The following is a 20,556-nucleotide window of genomic DNA, read 5'->3' on the forward strand; positions in this document are numbered from 1 at the left end:
GCTGGTCAGTCGACGGGCACGCGGCGGGAGCTCCGCCACAGCTGGTAGAGGTGCGCGGCGCCCGGCCGCGCGAGGCGGGCCAGCATGGTGAGGAACGGGCGGGGGTCGTCGCGGGCGAGCCAGGCGAGTTCCGTGCCGGTGGGGCGCACGGGCGCGTGCGGGGTGGTGTAGCCGCCGCGCCGGTACGCGAGGAGCGCGGGCAGGTCGATGTTCTCCACCACATAGCGCCGCCCGGCCCGCTGTTCGCCCTCGGGGACCGGGCGGCCGGTGAGGTGCAGGTGCTGGGCCCGTACGACGTCGACGCCGGCCGCGCTCTCGAAGAGCCGGAACTGGGCGCCCATCCGGGGGTTGAAGTCGAGGAGCTTGTAGCGCCCGTCGCGCCGGTCGAAGCGCAGATCGAGATCGGCGATGCCGCTGTATCCGATCCGCTTGACGAACTGCTCGGCCAGCAGCGCCAGTTCCGGGTTGTCGACGACGTACGCGGTGGCCGTCATCCCCGCGTGCGGCGGCCAGGCGCGCACCTTGACGCCGGTGAACATCGCCAGCGGTGCCGCGTTCTCGTCGAAGTAGGCGTGCACGATCCAGTCCTCGGCGTCCTCGCGCGGCAGGTACTCCTGGAGGACGACGCCGGGCCGCTCCCCCCAGCCCCGGGCGAGCGCGAGCAGATGGGCGGCGCTCTCGACCCGGGTGGTGCCGCGCACGGCGGGCCGCGCGCGGCGCACGAACGCCTCGCGGTTCTTGGCGACCAGCGGGAAGCGGGCGTGCCGGGCGAAGTCCTCGACCTCGCCGTAGCTGTCGGGGAAGGCCGCCGCCGGGGACGGCACCCCGTGTTCCACACAGAGTTCGTGCAGCCCGCGCTTGCTGGCGAGCCGCCGGGGCAGTGCGGGGTCCACGGCCGGGAAGAGGAAGGGCCCGGCCAGCTCCGCGCGGTGCTCGGCGATCAGCACGGCGGCCTCTTCGTCGGTGGGCACCAGCACGGCCGGACGCCCGATCCGGCGGCCGATCCCCGCCAGGCCCCGGACCAGGGCGCCGGGGTCCTCGCGGCCGGTGGTGGGCCAGGTGAACGCCCGGCGCAGATAGCGGGAGTGGGCCGCCGGGGTCCAGCGGTCCTCGGTCACCGCGTACACCGGCACCCCCAGTCTGCCGAGGGTGCGGATCGCGGCGACGCCTCCGTGGTGCAGCGGATAGTTGCCGATCTTGACGATGAGTGCGGGCACGGTCCGGTCGGCCGTGCACAGCGTGCTGCGCGACACCAGTCCCCCCTCGGAACGCACGGCCCCCTCGCCGCGTTCGGGTCCCGGCAAGGAAGGTAAGGGGGAATCACCCCTTCCGGAGGTGGATTTTCCGGGCATTACGAACTCTTTAGACACTGCCCGCGCCACCACCGCCGACGTAACGTGTCCTCCACACCCGTGGAAAGCGAGGCAGGCACAGATGTCCGAGCAGAGCCCGCTCGACCTGGCCGAGGGCGACCCCTTCGGCCCGCACAACCTTCCGTACGGCGTCTTCTCCACGCCCGACGCTCCCGACCACCGCCGCGTCGGCGTCCGCATCGGCGACCACGTCCTGGACGCGGGGGCCGCCGCGCACGCGCTCGGCTCCCCGTACGCGGCGCTGCTCGCCCGGCCGACGCTCAACCCGCTGCTCGCCGCCGGGCGCACCGCCTGGCGCGACGTCCGGCGGGCGCTCACCGCCTGGGTCACCGTGCCCGCGCACCGGCCCGACATAGAGCCGCTGCTGCACCCGCTGGACACGGTCACCCTGCACCTGCCGTACGAGGTCTCGGACTACGTCGACTTCTACGCGAGCGAGCACCACGCCACCAACGTGGGCCGGATCTTCCGCCCGGACGGCGACGCGCTCACCCCCAACTGGAAGCACCTGCCCATCGGTTACCACGGCCGCTCGGGCACGATCGTGGTCTCCGGCACGGACGTGGCCCGCCCGCACGGCCAGCGCAAGGCGCCCGCCGACCCGGCGCCGGTCTTCGGCCCCTCGGTGAAGCTGGACATCGAGGCCGAGGTGGGCTTCGTGGTGGGCACCCCCTCGCCGCTGGGCAAGCCGGTGGACCTGGCCTCCTTCGAGGACCACGTCTTCGGGCTCTTCCTGCTGAACGACTGGTCGGCGCGGGACATCCAGGCGTGGGAGTACGTCCCGCTCGGCCCGTTCCTCGGCAAGTCCTTCGCCACCTCCGTCTCCGCCTGGGTCACCCCGCTGGAGGCGCTCCGCGACGCCCGGGTGGCCCCGCCCGCGCGGGACTTCCCGCTGCTGCCCTACCTCGACGACGCGGCGGCCGAGGTCCCCGGCGGCTTCGACATCCGCATCTCGGTGGCGCTCAACGGGCAGCTGGTCGCCGAGCCGCCGTTCGCCGGCATGTACTGGACCGCCGCCCAGCAGCTCGCCCACATGACGGTCAACGGCGCCTCGCTGCGCACCGGCGACGTCTACGGCTCGGGCACGGTCAGCGGCCCCGAGCGGGACCAGCGCGGCTCCTTCCTGGAGCTGACCTGGAACGGTACGGAGCCGATGGAACTGCCCACCGGCAAGCGGACGTTCCTGGAGGACGGCGACGTCGTCACCATGACCGCCTGGGCCCCGGGCCCGGACGGCGTCCGAGTGGGCCTCGGCGAGGTCACCGGCCGCGTCGTCGCGTCCTGAATCGGCGGCTCTCGATCGCGGAGTCCTGGTCGGCGGCTCTCGATCGCGGAGTCCTGGTCGCGGAGTCCTGGTCGCGGACTCCTGGTCGGCGGCTCCTGGTCGCGGGCTCCTGATCGGCGGCTCATGGTCGCGGAGTCCTGGTCGCGGACTCCGCATCGCCGAGTCCTGGTCGCGGAGTCCTGGTCGGCGGCTCCTGGTCGCGGGCTCATGGTCGCGGGCTCCTGATCGGCGGCTCTCGATCGCGGAGTCCTGATCGCGGGCTCCTGATCGGCGGCTCATGGTCGGAGAGTCCAGGAGCCGCCGGGAGCCGCTCCGGCGGGCTCCCGCCTCCGGCGGGCTTCCCCTCGGCCGGCGGGGCGTCGGCGGGACTCACGCCCCGGCGGGCGGGGGTGCGGCCACCGCGCCCCCGCGGCCGGGGCCGACGCCCGCCCCGGCTACTCCCCCTCCCCCGTCAGCACCTCCAGCACGCCCTCCCCGTACGTCGCCAGCTTCTTCTCGCCCACCCCGGCGATGGTGCCCAGCTCGGCCACCGAGCCGGGACGGGCGACGGCGATCTCCCGCAGGGTCGCGTCATGGAAGATCACATACGCCGGGACGCCCTGCTCCTTGGCCTGCGCGGCCCGCCAGGCGCGCAGCGCCTCGAAGAGCGGGGCCGCCTCCTCCGGGAAGTCGGCCGGGGCCGCCTTCGCCTTGGCCGCGCCCCGCGCGCGGGGCGCGCGCTCCGGCTTCGCGGGCTCCGCACGCAGCCGGACCTCGCGCTTGCGCCCGAGGACCTCGGCGCTGGTCTCCGTCAGCACCAGCGTCCCGTACTCCCCCTCCACCGCCAGCAGGCCCTGGGCCAGCAACTGCCGCACCACGCCCCGCCACTGCGCCTCGGAGAGCTCCTCGCCGATGCCGAACACCGACAGGCCGTCGTGGTCGAACTGGATGACCTTGGCCGTCTTGCGGCCGAGCAGGATGTCGATGATCTGGCCCGCGCCGAACTTCTGGCGCCGCTCCCGCTCCAGCCGCACCACCGTCGAGAGCACCTTCTGCGCGGCCACCGTCCCGTCCCAGGTCTCGGGCGGGGTCAGACAGGTGTCGCAGTTGCCGCAGCGCTCGGCCGCGGCCTCCTGGCCGAAGTAGCCGAGGAGCTGGGCGCGGCGGCACTCGGCGGTCTCGCACAGCGCCAGCATCGCGTCGAGGTGCGCGGCGGCCCGGCGGCGGAACGCCTCGTCGCCCTCGCCGCTCTGGATCATCTTGCGCTGCTGGACGACGTCCTGGAGGCCGTACGCCATCCAGGCCGTGGACGGCAGGCCGTCACGGCCCGCGCGGCCGGTCTCCTGGTAGTAGCCCTCGACCGACTTCGGCAGGTCCAGATGGGCCACGAACCGCACGTCCGGCTTGTCGATGCCCATGCCGAACGCGATGGTCGCCACCACGACCAGGCCGTCCTCCCGCAGGAAGCGCGACTGGTGCCTCGCGCGCGTGCCCGCGTCCAGGCCCGCGTGGTACGGCACCGCCGCCACCCCGTTGTCGCACAGGTACTGCGCGGTCTTCTCCACCGAGGCCCGGGACAGGCAGTAGACGATGCCCGCGTCGCCCTCGTGCTCCTCCTTCAGGAAGGCGAGGAGCTGCTTCTTGGGGTCGCTCTTGGACACCACCCGGTACTGGATGTTCGGCCGGTCGAAGCTGGCCTCGAAGTGGCGCGCCCGCGGCATCACCAGCCGGTCGGTGATCTCCTTGTGGGTGACCCGGGTCGCCGTCGCGGTGAGCGCGATGCGCGGCACGTCCGGCCAGCGCTCGCCGAGCAGGGAGAGCGCCAGGTAGTCGGGCCGGAAGTCGTGGCCCCACTGCGCCACGCAGTGCGCCTCGTCGATCGCGAAGACGGAGATCTTGGCGCGGGAGAGCAGATCGAGGGTGGCCTCCACCCGCAGCCGCTCCGGCGCCAGGTAGAGCAGGTCCAGCTCGCCCGCCAGCAGCTCGGCCTCCACCGTGCGGCGCTCGTCGAAGTCCTGGGTGGAGTTGATGAACCCGGCGCGCACGCCGAGCGCCCGCAGCGCGTCCACCTGGTCCTGCATGAGGGCGATCAGCGGGGAGACCACCACACCCGTGCCGGGCCGGACGAGGGCCGGGATCTGGTAGCAGAGCGACTTCCCGGCGCCGGTCGGCATGAGCACCACCGCGTCGCCGCCCGCCACCACGTGCTCGATGACCTCGCCCTGGTCACCGCGGAAGCTGTCGTAGCCGAACACCCGGTGCAGGGTGCGCAGCGCCTCGCTCTCGCCCGCCGCGCCGCCCGCGAGCCCGTCCACACCTGCCGAGAGCCCTTCCGCTCCGGCCGCGAGCCCTTCCGCTCCGGCCGCGAGCCCTTCCGCTCCGCCCGTCACGCCCGTTTCGTCCGTCCCGATCATCGCTGCGTCCCCGCCCGTCGTCCTCGTAACTCCGCCACCTCTGCCACGATAGGGGCCCGGGCCGACGCCCCCCGCCGCCGTCCTGGCAGATCTCCCTCGTACGGGCGCGAAACCGCAGGTCAGAGTGGGCGCAAAGTTATCCACAGGTGGCGCAACACTGTGGCAACACCACTTCGCCCCGGCCGTCGGTATGGTCCAGCGCATGCCAGCCGAACGCACCCGAGAGCGCACCGCGCCCGTCTCCGCCGCCCGTCGGCGCAGGCTGCGCGCGGACCGGGCGCGGCAGCTCGCCGACCTGCTGCGCCGCCAGGCGCTCTCGGGCGGCTTCCCCGGCGGGGTGCTGCCGCTGGAGGACGCGATCGGCGCCGACTACCGGGTCTCGCGCAACACCGTCCGCCAGGCGCTCGACCTGCTGCGGGCGGAGGGCCTGGTGGAGCGGCAGCCCGGCGTGGGCACGGTGGTGGTCTGCGAGAAGTACGCGCACGGCCTCGACCGGCTGCAGGGCCTCGCCGAGACCCTGCACGAGCACGGCGCGGTCACCAACGTGGTGCGCACGGCCGGGCCGGTGCCCGCGCCCGCTCCGGTGGCCGGGCGCCTGGGCGTCCCCGAGCACGCAGACGTGCTCTACATCGAGCGGCTGCGCCTGCTGAACGGTCTGCCGCTCTCCCTCGACCTCACCTACATCCCGATGGACATCGGGGCCGAGCTGATCGGCTGCGACCTGGAGAACACCGATGTCTTCCGGCTGATCGAGACCCTGACCGGGCAGTCGCTCGGCTCCGCCGACATCACCCTGGAGGCCGTCAGCGCCGACGCGCACTCCGCCGCCGTCCTCCAGGCCCCGCGCGGGGCCGCCGTCCTGATGCTGGAACGGCTCACCCGTCTGCGCGACGGCCGCCCGGTGGACCTGGAGTTCATCCGCTTCCGGGGCGACCGCATCACCATGAGCGGCGTCCTGCACCGCACGGCGTGACCCGCCCGTGCGCCCCCGCGTACCCCCGTGTGCACCGCACGACCCCGGCCGCCCGACCCGCACCGGACGCCGCGCCGCCTGACCCGGACCGTGTGATCCACGGCCCGTGGACGTGGCCGCCCGGCGTGCCGCGCCCCGCCCCCGTACCCCCGCCGCACCCCTTCCCTGGAGACAGCCATGCCCCTGGCGCCCCAGCGGGCCGACGTGCCCGTGACCGTCGACGAGTCCAAGTGCATCGACGGCTGCACCCTCTGCGTCGAGATGTGCCCGCTCGACTCGCTCGCCATCCACCCGGACAGCGGCAAGGCGTACATGCACGTCGACGAGTGCTGGTACTGCGGCCCCTGCGCCGCCCGGTGCCCCACCGGGGCCGTCACGGTCAACATGCCCTATCTACTCAGGTGAGAGGCCGAATCCGATGAAACGCACGACCACCGCCGGTATCGCCGCCGCCGCCCTGCTCCTGCCCCTCACCGGCTGCGGCGGGGACGCCCGGGCGGGCGGCGCCAGGACGGTCACCGTGACCGTGGGCTACCAGTCCAAGACCATCAACACCGTGACCGCGGGCACCCTGCTGCGCTCGCTCGGCGCCTTCGAGCACGAGCTGGCCGAGCGCGGCAGGAAGGACGGCGTCACCTACAAGGTGAAGTGGGAGGACTACGCGACGGGCGCGCCCATCACCGCGCAGATGACCGCCGGAAAGATCGACATAGGGTCGATGGGCGACTTCCCGTTGCTGATCAACGCCGCGCGCGGCAAGCAGCTGGGCCGTCCGACCCGGCTCGTCTCGGTCACCGGCTACAACCTGCGCGGCGGCCTCAACACCATAGTCACAGCGCTGGATTCCACACTCACCGATCTGGGTGACCTGCGCGGCAAGAAGGTGTCGACCAGTATCGGCTCGGCCGCCGACGGCACCCTCGTACGGGCGCTGCAACGCGCCGGGCTCGACGCGGACAAGGACATCCACAAGGTCAACCAGCAGCCCGCGGTGGGCGCTTCGGCGCTGGGCGCGGGCAGCGCGGACGCGCTGTCGCAGTTCGTGGCCTGGCCGGGGCTGCTGGCCTTCCAGGGCAAGGCCAGGGCGCTGTACGACGGGGCCGAGCTGAACCTGCCGACGTTCCACGGCGTCACCGCGCGCGAGGACTTCGCGAAGAAGCGCCCCGCCGTGCTCGAAGCGTTCCTGCGGGCACAGCTCACCGCCACGGCCTATCTGCGCGAGCATCCGGTGGCGGCGGCGGAGACGGTGGCGACGGCGACCGGGCTGCCCGCCGAGGTGGTCTACCTCTACAACGGCGCCCACGGCATCGCCACCTTCGACCCGACGCTCCAGCCCCGGCTGGTCGACGCGCTCAAGCAGGACGTGCCGGTCCTCAAGGCGGCGAAGCTGGTCGGTGACGTGGACGTGGACGCGTTCGTCGACGACCAGTACGCCAAGCGCGCCTACGGAGCCGGCTACGGGCGACGGTGGCCCCTCGCCGGGGCCGCGCCGCACAGCGAGGTGTGGTTGAAGGGCGCGGAGCGCACCGAGCAGTTCGACTCGCCCCGGCAGGCGCTGCGTTACGCGGCGGCGCACCGCGACACCGTGCGCGCCGTGTACGTGCCCGACGCCACCACCGGCACCCTGTGGTTCGCCGACCGGGCGGTGTGGGTGCGCGACGGCGGGGAGCTGAAGCCGTTCGTGACGGCGTCGGTGGCCGCCCGGTACACCGGCGCCCACCCCGGCGCGCGGACCCTCCCGTACGCCGCCGCGCTGACCTCGGCCGCCTCATGAGGCGGCGGCTGACGCGCGCGCTGTCGCTGGTGGCCGCCCTCGGGCTGTGGCAGCTGCTGACCTCGCTGGACGTCGATCTGTGGCTGCGCTTCGAGCAGTTCCCGACCGTGGCCGACGTGGCCCGGGAGTTCGGCGACCGGCTCGGCACCGCGACGTACTGGCAGGACGTGACCGACAGCCTCACCCGGATCCTCGTCGGATTCGTCCTCGCCGCCGTCGCGGGCGTCGCCGCGGGCACCGCGACCGCCCGCTCCCGGCTCGCCGCCGACCTGCTGGGCCCGGTCCTCGAAGTGCTGCGGCCCATCCCGGCGATCGCCCTGGTCCCGGTCGCGATCCTGCTGTTCCCCTCCAACGAGCAGGGCATCGTCTTCATCACCTTCGCCGCCGCGTTCTTCCCGGTGCTGGTGGCGACCCGGCACGCGGTGGCCGCGCTCACCCCGGTCTGGGAGGAGGCGGTGCGCACCATGGGCGGCGGCCGGTGGCGGGTGCTGGGCTCGGTGGTGCTGCCGGGCGCGCTCCCGGGCGTGTTCGGCGGCCTCTCGGTGGGCGTCGGCGTCTCGTGGATCTGTGTGATCTCGGCCGAGATGATCTCCGGCGAGTACGGGGTGGGCTACCGCACCTGGCAGGACTACACGGTCGTCGACTACCCCGGTGTCTTCGTCGGCATGGTCACCATCGGCGTTTTCGGCCGGCTCACCGCCACCGCCGTGGAGTGGCTGGGCCGCCGCCTCACCCGCTGGCTGCCGCGCACCTCGTACGTGCCCGGGCCCCGCGTCCGCACCCCCAGGTCCCCCGCTCCCGCGCCCCGTACGCCCACCACCGAGGCGGTGCCCCATGACCAGTTCGTCTGACGCCCCCGCCGTCGCCGGGGCGGCGCTCGCGCTGCGCGGCGCGGCGCTCGGGCGCCCCGGCGCGCCCGCGCTCGACGGGGTCGACCTCGACGTCGCGGCGGGCGAGGTGCTGGCCGTGGTCGGCCCCTCCGGCTGCGGCAAGTCGACCCTGCTGCGCACCCTCGCCGGGCTGCTGCCGCCGCTGGCGGGCCGGGTCACCCAGGACGGCGACGCGGTGCTCGCGCCCTCAGCCGAGCGCGCGCTGGTCTTCCAGGAGGACGCCCTGCTGCCGTGGCGCACCCTGCGCGGCAACGTCGAACTGCCGCTCGCCGTGCAGCGGGTGCCCCGCGCCGAGCGCCGCGCGCGGGCCGACCGGTGGCTCGCCCGGGTCGGGCTGACCGCGCACGCCGGACGGCTCCCGCACCACGTCTCGGGCGGTCAGCGCCAGCGCGCGCAGCTGGCCCGCGCGCTGGCCGGACGGCCGCGCGCCGTCCTGATGGACGAGCCGTTCGGCGCGCTCGACGCCCAGAACCGTTCCGCCATGCAGCAGTTGCTGGTCGAGGTGCTGCACGGCACCGGAGCGACCGTCGTCTTCGTCACCCACGACGTCGACGAGGCGCTGTTCCTGGGCGACCGGGTCGCCCTGCTCGGCACCGGACGCGTCCTCGACGTGCCCCGGCCGCGCGAGCGGGCCGCGCACGACGACCCGGCCACCACGGCCCTGCGCCGCGAGGTGCTCGCCTCGCTCGCCGAGCGCGCCTGACCGCGCTCCCCCATCCCGCCAAGCCGACGGAAGGCACCCCATGCAGATCCCCGCACTCGCCGACGCCGAGGAGCTGACCTGCGACGTCCTCGTCATCGGAGGCGGCACGGCCGGCACGATGGCCGCGCTCACCGCCGCCGGGCGCGGTGCGGACGTGCTGCTCCTGGAGAAGGCGCACGTCCGCCACTCGGGCGCGCTCGCCATGGGCATGGACGGCGTCAACAACGCGGTGGTCCCCGGCCGCGCCGAGCCCGACGACTACGTCGCCGAGATCACCCGCGCCAACGACGGGATCGTCGACCAGTCCACCGTCCGCCAGACCGCCACCCGCGGCTTCGCGATGGTCCAGCGCCTGGAGTCGTACGGCGTGAAGTTCGAGAAGGACGAGCACGGCGCGTACGCGGTGCGCCAGGTGCACCGCTCCGGCTCGTACGTCCTGCCCATGCCGGAGGGCAAGGACGTCAAGAAGGTCCTCTACCGGCAGCTGCGGCGGCGCGAGATGCGCGAGCGGATCCGGATCGAGAACCGGGTGATGCCGGTGCGGGTGCTGACCGCCGGGGGGCGCGCGGTGGGGGCGGCGGGCTTCCACACGCGCACCGGCGCGTTCGTCACGGTGCGCGCGGGCGCGGTGATCCTGGCGACCGGCGCCTGCGGCCGTCTCGGACTGCCCGCCTCCGGCTATCTCTACGGGACGTACGAGAACCCCACCAACGCGGGCGACGGCCACGCCATGGCGTACCACGCGGGCGCCGAGCTCACCGGGATCGAGTGCTTCCAGATCAACCCGCTGATCAAGGACTACAACGGCCCGGCCTGCGCCTACGTGGCCAATCCGTTCGGCGGCTACCAGGTCAACCGGCACGGCGAACGGTTCGTGGACTCCGACTACTGGTCGGGCCGGATGATGGCCGAGTTCGCGGCGGAGGTCGCCAGCGACCGGGGGCCGGTCTACCTCAAGCTCAGCCATCTGCCCGAGGAGTCGGTGACCGCGCTGGAGTCGATCCTGCACTCCACCGAACGCCCCACGCGCGGCACCTTCCACGCGGGCCGCGGCCACGACTACCGCACCCACGACATCGAGATGCACATCTCCGAGATCGGCCTGTGCGGCGGCCACTCGGCGTCCGGCGTCCGGGTCGACGACCACGCCCGCACCACCGTGCCCGGCCTCTACGCGGCCGGCGACCTGGCGTGCGTACCGCACAACTACATGATCGGCGCGTTCGTCTTCGGCGATCTGGCGGGCGCGGACGCGGCCCGCTTCCGGGCCGAGGAGGGCACGTACGAGGGCGAGTTGCCGCCCGACCAGCTGACGGCTGCCCACGAACTGGTCTACCGGCCGCTGCGCAACCCGTCCGGCCCGCCCCAGCCGCAGGTCGAGTACAAGCTGCGCCGCTTCGTGAACGACTATGTGGCGCCGCCCAAGTCCGGGGCCCGGCTGTCGCTGGCCGTCGAGCACTTCGAGCGGATGCGCGCGGAGATCGCCGGGATGGGGGCGCGGACCCCGCACGAGCTGATGCGGTGCGCGGAAGTGACGTTCATCCGCGACTGCGCGGAGATGGCCGCGCGCTCCTCGCTCGCCCGCACCGAGTCGCGCTGGGGCCTCTACCACGAGCGCACCGACCACCCCGAGCGCGATGACGAGGGCTGGCTGCACCACCTCGACCTGCGCAAATCACCCTCCGGGGCGATGGAGTTCACCGCTCGGCCCGTGGAGCCCTATCTGGTGGCGGTCGACGAGTACGCGCCGACCGGCGGCGCCCCGCGCCACCTCGGGGAGGTGCGCGTCGAGCAGGTGGCCACGGCCGGGCCGCGCGACCGCGCCCCGATCGGCTCCGGCGCCGGCGCCCCCCGGCCCGCGGCGGCGGCCCCCGCCCGCTCGCGCTCCCCCCGCATCCTGGAGGCCCTGGCCCTCACCGAGACCGGGCCCGAACTGGGCGCCTTCAAGGAGTACTTGGGCGACCCCGACCCCGCCGTCCGGGGCGCGGCCGTGGCGGCGCTCACCGAGACGGTCCCGCCCGGCGCGGGCCCGGCCCTCGCGGCCCGGCTCGCGGACACCGACGCGACGGTACGGGCGGCGGCGGCCCGCTCGCTCCTGGAGCTGGTCGAGGTGCTGCCCGCCGAACCGGCGCTGGCCCAGGGCCTGCTGGCCGCGACGGCGAGCGCGGACGCGACCGTACGGGCCGGTGTCCTGGACGTCCTGCGCGCCCTGCGCCTGGGCGGCGCCGCCCACTACGCCCCGCTCCTGGCCGACCCCGACCGGGAGGTGCGCATCGCGGCCGTACGCGCGCTGGTGTCGGTCGACGCGCACGACGAGGTGGCCCGGGCGACGGCCGACCCGGCCCGCGAGGTCCGGGTGGCGGCGGCCCGGGGGCTGACCTCGCCGGGTCTGCTGACCCCGCTGCTCGCCGACGCGGACGCGCTGGTCAGGGCCGCGGCCTTCACCTCGCTGGCCGCCGGTCCCTGCCCCGGGCCGCTCGCGGCCCGCGCGGTCGACGCCCTGGCGGACCCGGCCTGGCAGGTCCGCGCGGGCGCGGCGGCGGCGCTCGGGACGGCTCCGGAGCCGTCGGCGGTCCCGGCCCTCACGACCGCGCTGGCCGACCCGAACGCGGACGTCCGCAAGGCGGCGGTGCTGGCCCTGCGCGCCCACTCGACCCCGGCCGCACGAAAGGCCCTGGCCCGGGCGGTGAACGACGCGGACGCGGACGTACGGGCGTACGCGGCCCGGTCCCCGGCCACGGCCTGAGCGGCGGCCCACACACACCGTTCCCCGCGCCCCCGGACACTCGGGGACGCGGGGAACGGTACGACCGGACCACCACGGGGCCGCGGCCGGAGGCCGGGCCGGGAGCTCAGCGCACGAACACCCCCGCCTGTCCCGCCAGATCCAGGAAGTACTGCGGCGCCACACCCAGGACCAGCGTCACGGCGACACCGACCCCGATCGCCGTCATCGTCAGCGGCGAGGGAACGGCCACCGTCGGGCCGTCCGCCTTCGGCTCGCTGAAGAACATCAGCACGATCACCCGGATGTAGAAGAACGCGGCGATCGCGGACGAGATCACACCGACCACGACCAGCGAACCGGCGCCGCCCTCCGCCGCCGCCTTGAAGACCGCGAACTTCCCGGTGAACCCGGAGGTCAGCGGAATGCCGGCGAAGGCGAGCAGGAAGACCGCGAAGACCGCCGCCACCAGGGGCGAACGGCGGCCGAGCCCCGCCCACTTGGACAGGTGCGTCGCCTCGCCGCCCGCGTCGCGCACCAGCGTGACGACCGCGAAGGCGCCGATCGTCACGAACGAGTACGCCCCGAGGTAGAACAGCACCGACGAGATGCCGTCCGCGTTGGTGGCGATCACACCGGCGAGGATGAACCCCGCGTGCGCGATCGACGAGTACGCGAGGAGCCGCTTGATGTCGGTCTGGGTGATCGCCACGACCGCGCCGCCGACCATGGTGACGATGGCGACGCCCCACATCACCGGGCGCCAGTCCCAGCGCATCCCGGGCAGCACCACGTACAGCAGCCGCAGCAGCGCGCCGAAGGCGGCGACCTTGGTGGCGGCGGCCATGAAGCCGGTGACCGGGGTGGGCGCGCCCTGGTAGACGTCCGGCGTCCACATGTGGAACGGCACCGCGCCGACCTTGAAGAGCAGCCCCGCCAGGATCATCGCGCCGCCGATCAGCAGCAGCGCGTCATTGCCCATGGTGCCCGCGAGCGCCGGGTCCACGGTCTGGACCGTGCCGTCGACGACGTCCGCGATCGTCGCGTACTGGACGGAGCCCGCGTACCCGTACAGGAGCGCGATGCCGAACAGCAGGAACGCCGAGGAGAAGGCGCCGAGCAGGAAGTACTTCACGGCCGCTTCCTGCGACATCAGCCGCTTGCGGCGGGCCAGCGCGCAGAGCAGGTACAGCGGCAGGGAGAAGACCTCCAGGGCCACGAAGAGCGTCAGCAGGTCGTTGGCCGCCGGGAAGACCAGCATGCCGGCGATCGCGAAGAGCGCCAGCGGGAAGACCTCGGTGGTGGTGAAACCGGCCTTGACCGCCTCCTTCTCGCTGTCGCTGCCGGGCACGGACGCGGCCTGGGCCGCGAACGAGTCCACCCGGTTGCCGTGCGACTCGGGGTCCAGACGCCGCTCGGCGAAGGTGAAGACCGCGACGATCGAGGCGAGGAGAATGGTGCCCTGGAGGAAGAGCGCCGGGCCGTCGACGGCGATCGCGCCCATCGCCGCGATGTGCGCCTTCGTCGTGCCGTATCCGTCCGCCGCGAGCCCGACCACCGCGGCGAAGGCGGCGGCGAGCGCGACGACGGAGAGGAACACCTGGGCGTAGTAACGGCTCTTGCGCGGGACGAACGCCTCCACGAGCACGCCCACCAGGGCCGCGCCGACCACGATCAGCGTGGGCGCCAGCTGCGCGTACTCGATGTGCGGCGCCGGGATCTTGTCGACCTTGCCGTCGGCCGCCGTCGTCCACAGGCTGTGGACAGCTGCTGCTGTGCTCACTGGGCCGCCTCCACCACGGGCTTGGGGTCCTTCTTGTGTACGTCGGTCATGGTGTGCTGCACCGCCGGGTTGACGATGTCGGTCAGCGGCTTCGGGTACACACCCAGGAACACCAGGAGCGCGATCAGCGGGGCGACCACCAGGAGTTCACGGACCTTGAGGTCGGGCATGCCCTGCACCTCGGCCTTGACCGGGCCGGTCATGGTGCGCTGGTAGAGCACCAGCACGTACAGCGCGGCGAGCACGATGCCGAGCGTGGCGATCACACCGATCGCCGGGTACCTGCTGAACGTGCCGACCAGGACCAGGAACTCGCTGACGAAGGGCGCGAGTCCGGGCAGCGAGAGCGTCGCCAGACCGCCCACCAGGAAGGTGCCCGCGAGCAGCGGGGCCACCTTCTGCACCCCTCCGTAGTCCGCGATCAGCCGCGAGCCGCGGCGCGAGATCAGGAAGCCGGCCACCAGCATCAGCGCCGCCGTCGAGATCCCGTGGTTGACCATGTAGAGCGTGGCGCCCGACTGGCCCTGGGTGGTCATGGCGAAGATGCCCATGACGATGAAGCCGAAGTGCGAGATCGACGCGTACGCCACCAGGCGCTTGATGTCCCGCTGGCCGACCGCCAGCAGCGCCCCGTAGATGATGCTGATCACCGCGAGCACCAGGATCACCGGCGTCGCCCACTTGGAGGCGTCCGGGAACAGCTGGAGGCAGAAGCGGAGCATCGCGAAGGTGCCGACCTTGTCGACCACCGCCGTGATCAGCACCGCGACCGGCGCCGTGGCCTCGCCCATCGCGTTGGGCAGCCAGGTGTGCAGCGGCCACAGCGGGGCCTTCACCGCGAAGGCGAAGAAGAAGCCGAGGAACAGCAGCCGCTCGGTGTTGGTCGCCATGTCCAGCGAGCCGTTGGCGCGCGCCGCCGCGATCTCGTCGAGCGAGAACGTCCCGGCCACGTCGTAGAGCCCGATCACCGCGGCCAGCATGATCAGCCCGCCGATGAGGTTGTAGAGCAGGAACTTGACCGCCGCGTACGACCGTTGGGTGGCCGCCGCCTCGTCGCCGTGCTCGTGGGCGCGGTCGCCGAAGCCGCCGATCAGGAAGTACATCGGGATCAGCATGGCTTCGAACAGGATGTAGAAGAGGAAGACGTCGGTGGCCTCGAAGGAGAGGATCACCATCGCCTCGACCGCCAGGATCAGGGCGAAGAAGCCCTGGGTGGGGCGCCAGCGGCTGCTGTGCGTGTCCAGCGGGTCGGCGTCGTGCCAGCCCGCCGCGATGACGAACGGGATCAGCAGCGCGGTGAGCGCGATCAGCGCCACCCCGATGCCGTCCACGCCCAGTTCGTAGCGGACGCCGAAGTCCTTGATCCAGGCGTGCGACTCGGTGAGCTGGTACCGGTCGCCGCCGGGCTCGAACCGTACGAGCTGGACGACGCCCAGGGCCAGCGTGCCCAGCGACACCAGCAGCGCCAGCCACTTGGCGGCGGTCCGCCGCTCGGCCGGGACGGCGGCGGTGGCGATCGCACCGACCGCCGGGAGCGCCGCCGTCGCGGTAAGGAGGGGGAACGACATGCCTTACACCGCCCTCATCAGCAGGGTCGCGGCGATGAGCACCGCCGCACCTCCGAACATGGAGACCGCGTAACTGCGGGCGAAGCCGTTCTGCAGCTTGCGCAGCCGGCCGGAGAGCCCGCCGAACCCTGCGGCGGTTCCGTTGACCACTCCGTCGACCAGGGTGTGGTCGACGTACACCAGCGAGCGGGTGAGGTGCTCGCCGCCGCGGACCAGGACCACGTGGTTGAAGTCGTCCTGGAGCAGGTCGCGGCGGGCGGCCCGGGTGAGCAGCGAGCCGCGCGGGGCGACGACCGGGACGGGCTTCCGGCCGTACTGCGCCCAGGCCAGGCCGACGCCGATCAGCAGCACGGTGATGGTGGCCGCGGTGACCACGCCCTCGCTCACCGGCGAGTCGCCGTGCGAGAGGCTCGTGACCGGCTCCAGCCACTTCACGAACGACTCGTTGATGCTGAACAGGCCACCCGCGAGGACCGAACCGAAGGCCAGCACGATCATCGGGATCGTCATGGTGCCGGGCGACTCGTGCGGGTGCGGCTCGGCGTGCGCGTCCTGGTGGGCCGCGGCCGGCTCCGCGCCCGGCTCGGCCGGGGACGCGGCCGGGGCGGTGCGCCAGCGCTCCTCGCCGAAGAACGTCATCAGCATCACGCGCGTCATGTAGTACGCGGTGATGGCCGCGCCCAGCAGGGTGACCGCGCCGAGGATCCAGCCCTCGGTGCCGCCCTTGGCGAAGGCCGCCTCGATGATCTTGTCCTTGGACCAGAAGCCGGACAGGCCCGGGAAGCCGATGATGGCGAGGTAGCCGAGGCCGAAGGTGATGAAGGTGACCGGCATGTACTTGCGCAGGCCCCCGTACTTGCGCATGTCGACCTCGTCGTTCATGCCGTGCATCACGGAGCCCGCGCCGAGGAAGAGCCCGGCCTTGAAGAAGCCGTGGGTCACCAGGTGCATGATCGCGAAGGGGTAGCCGATGGGGCCGAGGCCGGTGGCCAGGACCATGTAGCCGATCTGCGACATGGTGGAGCCCGCCAGGGCCTTCTTGATGTCGTCCTTGGCGCAACCGACGATCGCACCGAACAGCAGGGTGACCGCGCCGACGATCACCACGACCGTCTGCACGTCCGGCACCGCGTTGAAGATGGTGCCGGAGCGGGTGATCAGATAGACGCCCGCGGTCACCATCGTCGCCGCGTGGATCAGGGCCGAGACCGGGGTCGGGCCCTCCATCGCGTCACCGAGCCAGGACTGCAGCGGCACCTGGGCGGACTTGCCGCACGCGGCCAGCAGCAGCATCAGGCCGATCGTGGTGTTGCGGCCGTCCCCGGTCTCGCCCACCTCGTTGAAGACGGTCGAGAAGGAGAAGGAGCCCCAGGTGGTGAACATGACCATGATGGCGATGGACAGGCCCATGTCGCCGACCCGGTTGACCAGGAACGCCTTCTTGGCCGCGGTCGCCGCGCTGGGCTTGTGCTGCCAGAAGCCGATGAGCAGGTAGGACGCGAGGCCCACGCCCTCCCAGCCCACGTACAGCAGGAGGTAGTTGTCGGCGAGGACCAGCAGCAGCATCGCCGCCAGGAACAGGTTGAGGTAGCCGAAGAAGCGGCGGCGGTTCTCGTCGTGCTCCATGTAGCCGATCGAGTAGATGTGGATCAGCGTGCCCACACCGGTGATCAGCAGGACGAAGGTCATCGACAACTGGTCGAGCTGGAAGCCGATGTCGGCCTGGAAGCCCTCCACCGGCACCCAGCTGAACAGGTGCTTGTGCACCGCCCGGTTGTCGGCCGAGCGGCCCAGCATGTCGGCGAAGAGCGCCACGCCGAGGCCGAACGACACGGCCGCCAGCAGGGTGCCGAGCCAGTGGCCCACGGCGTCGAGCCGACGCCCGCCGCACAGCAGGACCGCCGCTCCTAGCAGAGGCGCCGCGATGAGCAGCGCAATCAGGTTCTCCACGATTCAGCGACCCCTTACAGCTTCATCAGGCTGGCGTCGTCGACCGAGGCCGAGTGGCGGGAACGGAAGAGCGACACGATGATCGCGAGCCCGACGACGACCTCCGCGGCGGCGACGACCATCGTGAAGAAGGCGATGATCTGGCCGTCGAGGTTGCCGTGCATCCGGGAGAAGACCACGAACGCGAGGTTGCAGGCGTTGAGCATCAGCTCGACGCACATGAAGACCACGATCGCGTTCCGCCTGATCAGCACACCGGCGGCGCCGATGGTGAACAACAGCGCCGACAGATAAAGGTAGTTGACCGGGTTCACTTCGCGGCCTCCTCTTCCCGGCCGAGCCGCTCGGCGGAGCGCTGCTCCAGGGCCTTGAGGTCGGACAGCGCCTCGCTGGACACGTCCCGGATCTGGCCCCGGCCGCGCAGCGTCTGGTTGACGGTGAGCTCGGACGGGGTGCCGTCGGGCAGCAGGCCCGCGATGTCCACCGCGTTGTGCCGGGCGTAGACGCCGGGGGCGGGCAGCGGCGGCAGGTGCTTGCCGTCGCGCACGCGCTGCTCGGAGAGCTCGCGCTGGGTCTTGGCGCGCTCGGTGCGCTCGCGGTGCGTGAGCACCATCGCGCCGACCGCCGAGGTGATCAGCAGGGCGCCGGTGATCTCGAAGGCGAACACGTACTTGGTGAAGATGAGGGTCGCCAGACCCTCCACGTTGCCGCCCGAGTTGGCCTGGGAGAGGCCGTTGAAGTGCTTCAGGGAGGCGTTGGAGATGCCCGCGACGAGCAGCACCCCGAAGCCGACCCCGCAGACCGCGGCCCAGACGCGCTGGCCCTTGATGGTCTCCTTCAGCGAGTCGGCCGCGGTGACACCGACCAGCATCACCACGAAGAGGAAGAGCATCATGATCGCGCCGGTGTAGACGACGACCTGGACGATGCCCAGGAAGTACGCCCCGTTGGCGAGGTAGAAGACCGCCAGGATGATCATCGTCCCGGCCAGGCACAGCGCACTGTGCACGGCCTTCTTCATCAGTACGGTGCACAGCGCCCCGATGACGGCGACCGTGCCCAGCACCCAGAACTGGAACGCCTCACCCGTCGAGGTCGAGGTGGCGGAGACGGCGAGCTGCATCACGCGTCCACCTCCTCGGGCTGCTCCCCGGCGGCCGGCTCCTCGCCCCGGGAGACGGCGACCTGGCGGACCGTGCCGGGGGCGGCCTCGGTGACCAGGCCCCGGTAGTAGTCCCCCTCGGTCATGCCCGGGTGGATGGCGTGCGGCGAGTCGACCATGCCCTCGGTGAGGCCCGCGAGCAGCTGGTCCTTGGTGTAGATCAGGTTGGCCCGGCTGCTGTCCGCGAGCTCGAACTCGTTGGTCATCGTGAGCGCGCGCGTGGGGCACGCCTCGATGCACAGGCCGCACAGGATGCAGCGGGCGTAGTTGATCTGGTAGACGATTCCGTACCGCTCGCCCGGCGAGTAGCGCTCCTCGTCCGTGTTGTCCGCGCCCTCCACGTAGATCGCGTCCGCCGGGCAGGCCCAGGCGCACAGCTCGCAGCCGACGCACTTCTCCAGCCCGTCCGGATGCCGGTTGAGCTGGTGGCGCCCGTGGAAGCGGGGGGCCGTGGTCTTCTGCTGCTCCGGATACTGCTCGGTCAGCCGCTTCTTGAACATGGCCTTGAAGGTCACGCCGAAGCCCGCCACCGGGTTCAGGAACTTGTCCTGGGACGCGGCTCCGGGCTCCCCCGAAGTCCCGGCCGGTTCAATCGATTTAGACACCCTCGTCCTCCCTTCCATCGCGGTCACTCTCAGTATCCGATCCGCCACTGACAACCAGCTCGCGCTCGTGCCTGGGGCGCCGTCGCGGTACCGGCGGCAGGGTCTGTCCGGGCAGCGGTGGCACCGGGAACCCGCCCGCCATCGGGTCGAACGCGGGTGGCTCGGCCTCGGCCGCCGACTCGTCCGTGCGGCCCCGGAAGACGTCCGCGACCAGTGAGATCAGCAGGACGGCGACGACCGCGCCGCCGACGTACAGCACGATCTTGGAGAAGTCGTGGCCGTCGTTGCGGAGCGCGCGCACGGTCGCCACCAGCATCAGCCAGACGACCGAGACCGGGATGAGGACCTTCCAGCCGAGCTTCATCAGCTGGTCGTAGCGGACGCGGGGCAGCGTGCCGCGCAGCCAGATGAAGAAGAACAGCAGCAGCTGGACCTTGATGACGAACCAGAGCATCGGCCACCAGCCGTGGTTGGCGCCCTCCCAGAAGGTGGACACCGGCCACGGGGCCCGCCAGCCGCCGAGGAAGAGGGTGGTCGACACCGCCGAGACGGTGACCATGTTGACGTACTCGGCCAGCATGAACAGCGCGAACTTGATCGACGAGTACTCGGTGTTGAAGCCGCCGACCAGGTCGCCCTCGGACTCGGGCATGTCGAAGGGGGCGCGGTTGGTCTCGCCCACCATCGTGACCACGTAGATGATGAAGGAGACCGGCAGCAGCACGATGTACCAGCGGTCGTGCTGCTGGGCGACGATCTCCGAGGTCGACATCGACCCCGAGTAGAGGAAGACCGAGGCGAAGGCCGCGCCCATCGCGATCTCGTACGAGATCATCTGCGCGCACGAGCGGAGCCCGCCGAGCAGCGGGTACGTCGAGCCGGAGGACCAGCCCGCGAGCACGATGCCGTAGATGCCGACCGAGGCGCACGCGAGGATGTAGAGCATCGCGATCGGCAGGTCGGTGAGCTGCATGGTGGTGCGGTGGCCGAAGATCGAGACCTCGTTGCCGGACGGCCCGAACGGGATCACGGCGATCGCCATGAAGGCCGGGATCGCGGCGACGATCGGCGCCAGGACGTAGACCACCTTGTCGGCCCGCTTGACGACGACGTCTTCCTTCAGCATCAGCTTGATGCCGTCGGCGAGCGACTGGAGCATGCCCCAGGGGCCGTGCCGGTTGGGCCCGATGCGCAGCTGCATCCAGGCGACGACCTTGCGCTCCCAGACGATCGAGAACAGCACGGTCACCATCAGGAACGCGAAGCAGAACACGGCCTTGAGGGCGATGAGCCACCAGGGGTCGCGGCCGAACAGGGAGAGGTCCTCGGCCGCGAGGAAGGTCGGGGTCACGCTCGCACCTCCGGTACGTGG

At 72.2% G+C, this 20,556-nt stretch carries 16 protein-coding genes; 7 read left to right on the plus strand and 9 right to left on the minus strand.

Going from position 1 to position 20,556, the window contains the following annotated elements; genetic code table 11:
- Positions 1-5: 5 nt before the first annotated feature.
- Positions 6-1,253, minus strand: a complete 1,248-nt coding sequence (locus AB5J87_RS15115) for an ATP-grasp domain-containing protein (protein WP_369377140.1) — start codon at positions 1,251-1,253, stop codon at positions 6-8.
- 181 nt (positions 1,254-1,434) lie between these two features.
- Between AB5J87_RS15115 and fahA the strand changes: the two genes are divergently transcribed.
- Positions 1,435-2,658, plus strand: coding sequence for a fumarylacetoacetase (gene fahA / locus AB5J87_RS15120; protein ID WP_369377141.1), 1,224 nt, complete (start codon positions 1,435-1,437; stop codon positions 2,656-2,658).
- Positions 2,659-3,092: 434 nt separating this feature from the next.
- On the opposite strand, the gene recQ is transcribed toward fahA, so the two are convergent.
- Positions 3,093-4,952 (minus strand): DNA helicase RecQ, encoded by a 1,860-nt coding sequence (gene recQ, locus AB5J87_RS15125; RefSeq protein WP_369383535.1) that lies wholly within the window; start codon positions 4,950-4,952, stop codon positions 3,093-3,095.
- 301 nt (positions 4,953-5,253) lie between these two features.
- Here recQ and AB5J87_RS15130 point away from each other — a divergent pair, with 301 nt between their 5' ends.
- The 6 genes from AB5J87_RS15130 (at position 5,254) to AB5J87_RS15155 (ending at position 12,137) form a co-directional block, all read left to right on the plus strand.
- Positions 5,254-6,024, plus strand: a complete 771-nt coding sequence (locus tag AB5J87_RS15130; RefSeq protein WP_369377142.1) for a GntR family transcriptional regulator — start codon at positions 5,254-5,256, stop codon at positions 6,022-6,024.
- 177 nt (positions 6,025-6,201) lie between these two features.
- Positions 6,202-6,429, plus strand: a complete 228-nt coding sequence (locus AB5J87_RS15135; RefSeq protein WP_369377143.1) for a ferredoxin family protein — start codon at positions 6,202-6,204, stop codon at positions 6,427-6,429.
- 13 nt (positions 6,430-6,442) lie between these two features.
- Complete coding sequence (locus tag AB5J87_RS15140) at positions 6,443-7,798, plus strand: ABC transporter substrate-binding protein (RefSeq protein ID WP_369377146.1); 1,356 nt, start codon at positions 6,443-6,445, stop codon at positions 7,796-7,798.
- Positions 7,795-8,649: an ABC transporter permease gene (locus AB5J87_RS15145; RefSeq protein ID WP_369377147.1), complete on the plus strand. Its 855-nt coding sequence runs from the start codon at positions 7,795-7,797 to the stop codon at positions 8,647-8,649. The genes AB5J87_RS15140 and AB5J87_RS15145 overlap by 4 nt, the downstream gene beginning before the upstream one ends.
- Positions 8,633-9,391 carry an ABC transporter ATP-binding protein gene (locus tag AB5J87_RS15150; protein WP_369377149.1) on the plus strand — a complete coding sequence of 253 codons (759 nt, stop codon included), beginning with the start codon at positions 8,633-8,635 and terminating at the stop codon, positions 9,389-9,391. Before AB5J87_RS15145 ends, AB5J87_RS15150 begins: the two co-directional genes overlap by 17 nt.
- Before the next feature lie 40 nt (positions 9,392-9,431).
- Positions 9,432-12,137 (plus strand): fumarate reductase/succinate dehydrogenase flavoprotein subunit, encoded by a 2,706-nt coding sequence (locus AB5J87_RS15155; protein ID WP_369377151.1) that lies wholly within the window; start codon positions 9,432-9,434, stop codon positions 12,135-12,137.
- Positions 12,138-12,243: 106 nt separating this feature from the next.
- On the opposite strand, the gene nuoN is transcribed toward AB5J87_RS15155, so the two are convergent.
- Genes nuoN through nuoH form a run of 7 tightly spaced genes read right to left on the minus strand, consistent with a single transcriptional unit; the run spans position 12,244 to position 20,535 of the window.
- Positions 12,244-13,899, minus strand: a complete 1,656-nt coding sequence (gene nuoN / locus AB5J87_RS15160; RefSeq protein WP_369377152.1) for an NADH-quinone oxidoreductase subunit NuoN — start codon at positions 13,897-13,899, stop codon at positions 12,244-12,246.
- Positions 13,896-15,467, minus strand: coding sequence for an NADH-quinone oxidoreductase subunit M (locus AB5J87_RS15165; protein WP_369377154.1), 1,572 nt, complete (start codon positions 15,465-15,467; stop codon positions 13,896-13,898). The genes nuoN and AB5J87_RS15165 overlap by 4 nt, the downstream gene beginning before the upstream one ends.
- 3 nt (positions 15,468-15,470) lie before the next feature.
- Complete coding sequence (gene nuoL, locus AB5J87_RS15170) at positions 15,471-17,417, minus strand: NADH-quinone oxidoreductase subunit L (RefSeq protein ID WP_369377156.1); 1,947 nt, start codon at positions 17,415-17,417, stop codon at positions 15,471-15,473.
- Positions 17,418-17,431: 14 nt separating this feature from the next.
- Positions 17,432-17,731 carry an NADH-quinone oxidoreductase subunit NuoK gene (gene nuoK / locus AB5J87_RS15175; protein ID WP_067163047.1) on the minus strand — a complete coding sequence of 100 codons (300 nt, stop codon included), beginning with the start codon at positions 17,729-17,731 and terminating at the stop codon, positions 17,432-17,434.
- Positions 17,728-18,540, minus strand: a complete 813-nt coding sequence (locus tag AB5J87_RS15180; RefSeq protein WP_369383536.1) for an NADH-quinone oxidoreductase subunit J — start codon at positions 18,538-18,540, stop codon at positions 17,728-17,730. The genes nuoK and AB5J87_RS15180 overlap by 4 nt, the downstream gene beginning before the upstream one ends.
- Positions 18,540-19,202 (minus strand): NADH-quinone oxidoreductase subunit NuoI, encoded by a 663-nt coding sequence (nuoI, locus tag AB5J87_RS15185; RefSeq protein ID WP_369377159.1) that lies wholly within the window; start codon positions 19,200-19,202, stop codon positions 18,540-18,542. The genes AB5J87_RS15180 and nuoI overlap by 1 nt, the downstream gene beginning before the upstream one ends.
- Positions 19,177-20,535, minus strand: a complete 1,359-nt coding sequence (gene nuoH / locus AB5J87_RS15190) for an NADH-quinone oxidoreductase subunit NuoH (RefSeq protein ID WP_369377160.1) — start codon at positions 20,533-20,535, stop codon at positions 19,177-19,179. The genes nuoI and nuoH overlap by 26 nt, the downstream gene beginning before the upstream one ends.
- Positions 20,536-20,556 lie beyond the last annotated feature (21 nt).

It is taken from the genome of Streptomyces sp. cg36 (assembly GCF_041080675.1).
Classification (GTDB): domain Bacteria; phylum Actinomycetota; class Actinomycetes; order Streptomycetales; family Streptomycetaceae; genus Streptomyces.

Excerpts from the sequence above, each read along its gene's own strand:
- AB5J87_RS15135 (WP_369377143.1), top strand. The coding sequence starts at position 6,202 with ATGCCCCTGGCGCCCCAGCGGGCCGACGTGCCCGTGACCGTCGACGAG.
- AB5J87_RS15145 (WP_369377147.1), top strand. The coding sequence starts at position 7,795 with ATGAGGCGGCGGCTGACGCGCGCGCTGTCGCTGGTGGCCGCCCTCGGG.
- AB5J87_RS15165 (WP_369377154.1), bottom strand. The coding sequence starts at position 15,467 with ATGTCGTTCCCCCTCCTTACCGCGACGGCGGCGCTCCCGGCGGTCGGT.
- AB5J87_RS15155 (WP_369377151.1), top strand. The coding sequence starts at position 9,432 with ATGCAGATCCCCGCACTCGCCGACGCCGAGGAGCTGACCTGCGACGTC.
- AB5J87_RS15140 (WP_369377146.1), top strand. The coding sequence starts at position 6,443 with ATGAAACGCACGACCACCGCCGGTATCGCCGCCGCCGCCCTGCTCCTG.
- AB5J87_RS15130 (WP_369377142.1), top strand. The coding sequence starts at position 5,254 with ATGCCAGCCGAACGCACCCGAGAGCGCACCGCGCCCGTCTCCGCCGCC.
- fahA (WP_369377141.1), top strand. The coding sequence starts at position 1,435 with ATGTCCGAGCAGAGCCCGCTCGACCTGGCCGAGGGCGACCCCTTCGGC.
- AB5J87_RS15150 (WP_369377149.1), top strand. The coding sequence starts at position 8,633 with ATGACCAGTTCGTCTGACGCCCCCGCCGTCGCCGGGGCGGCGCTCGCG.
- AB5J87_RS15180 (WP_369383536.1), bottom strand. The coding sequence starts at position 18,540 with ATGCAGCTCGCCGTCTCCGCCACCTCGACCTCGACGGGTGAGGCGTTC.
- nuoI (WP_369377159.1), bottom strand. The coding sequence starts at position 19,202 with ATGGAAGGGAGGACGAGGGTGTCTAAATCGATTGAACCGGCCGGGACT.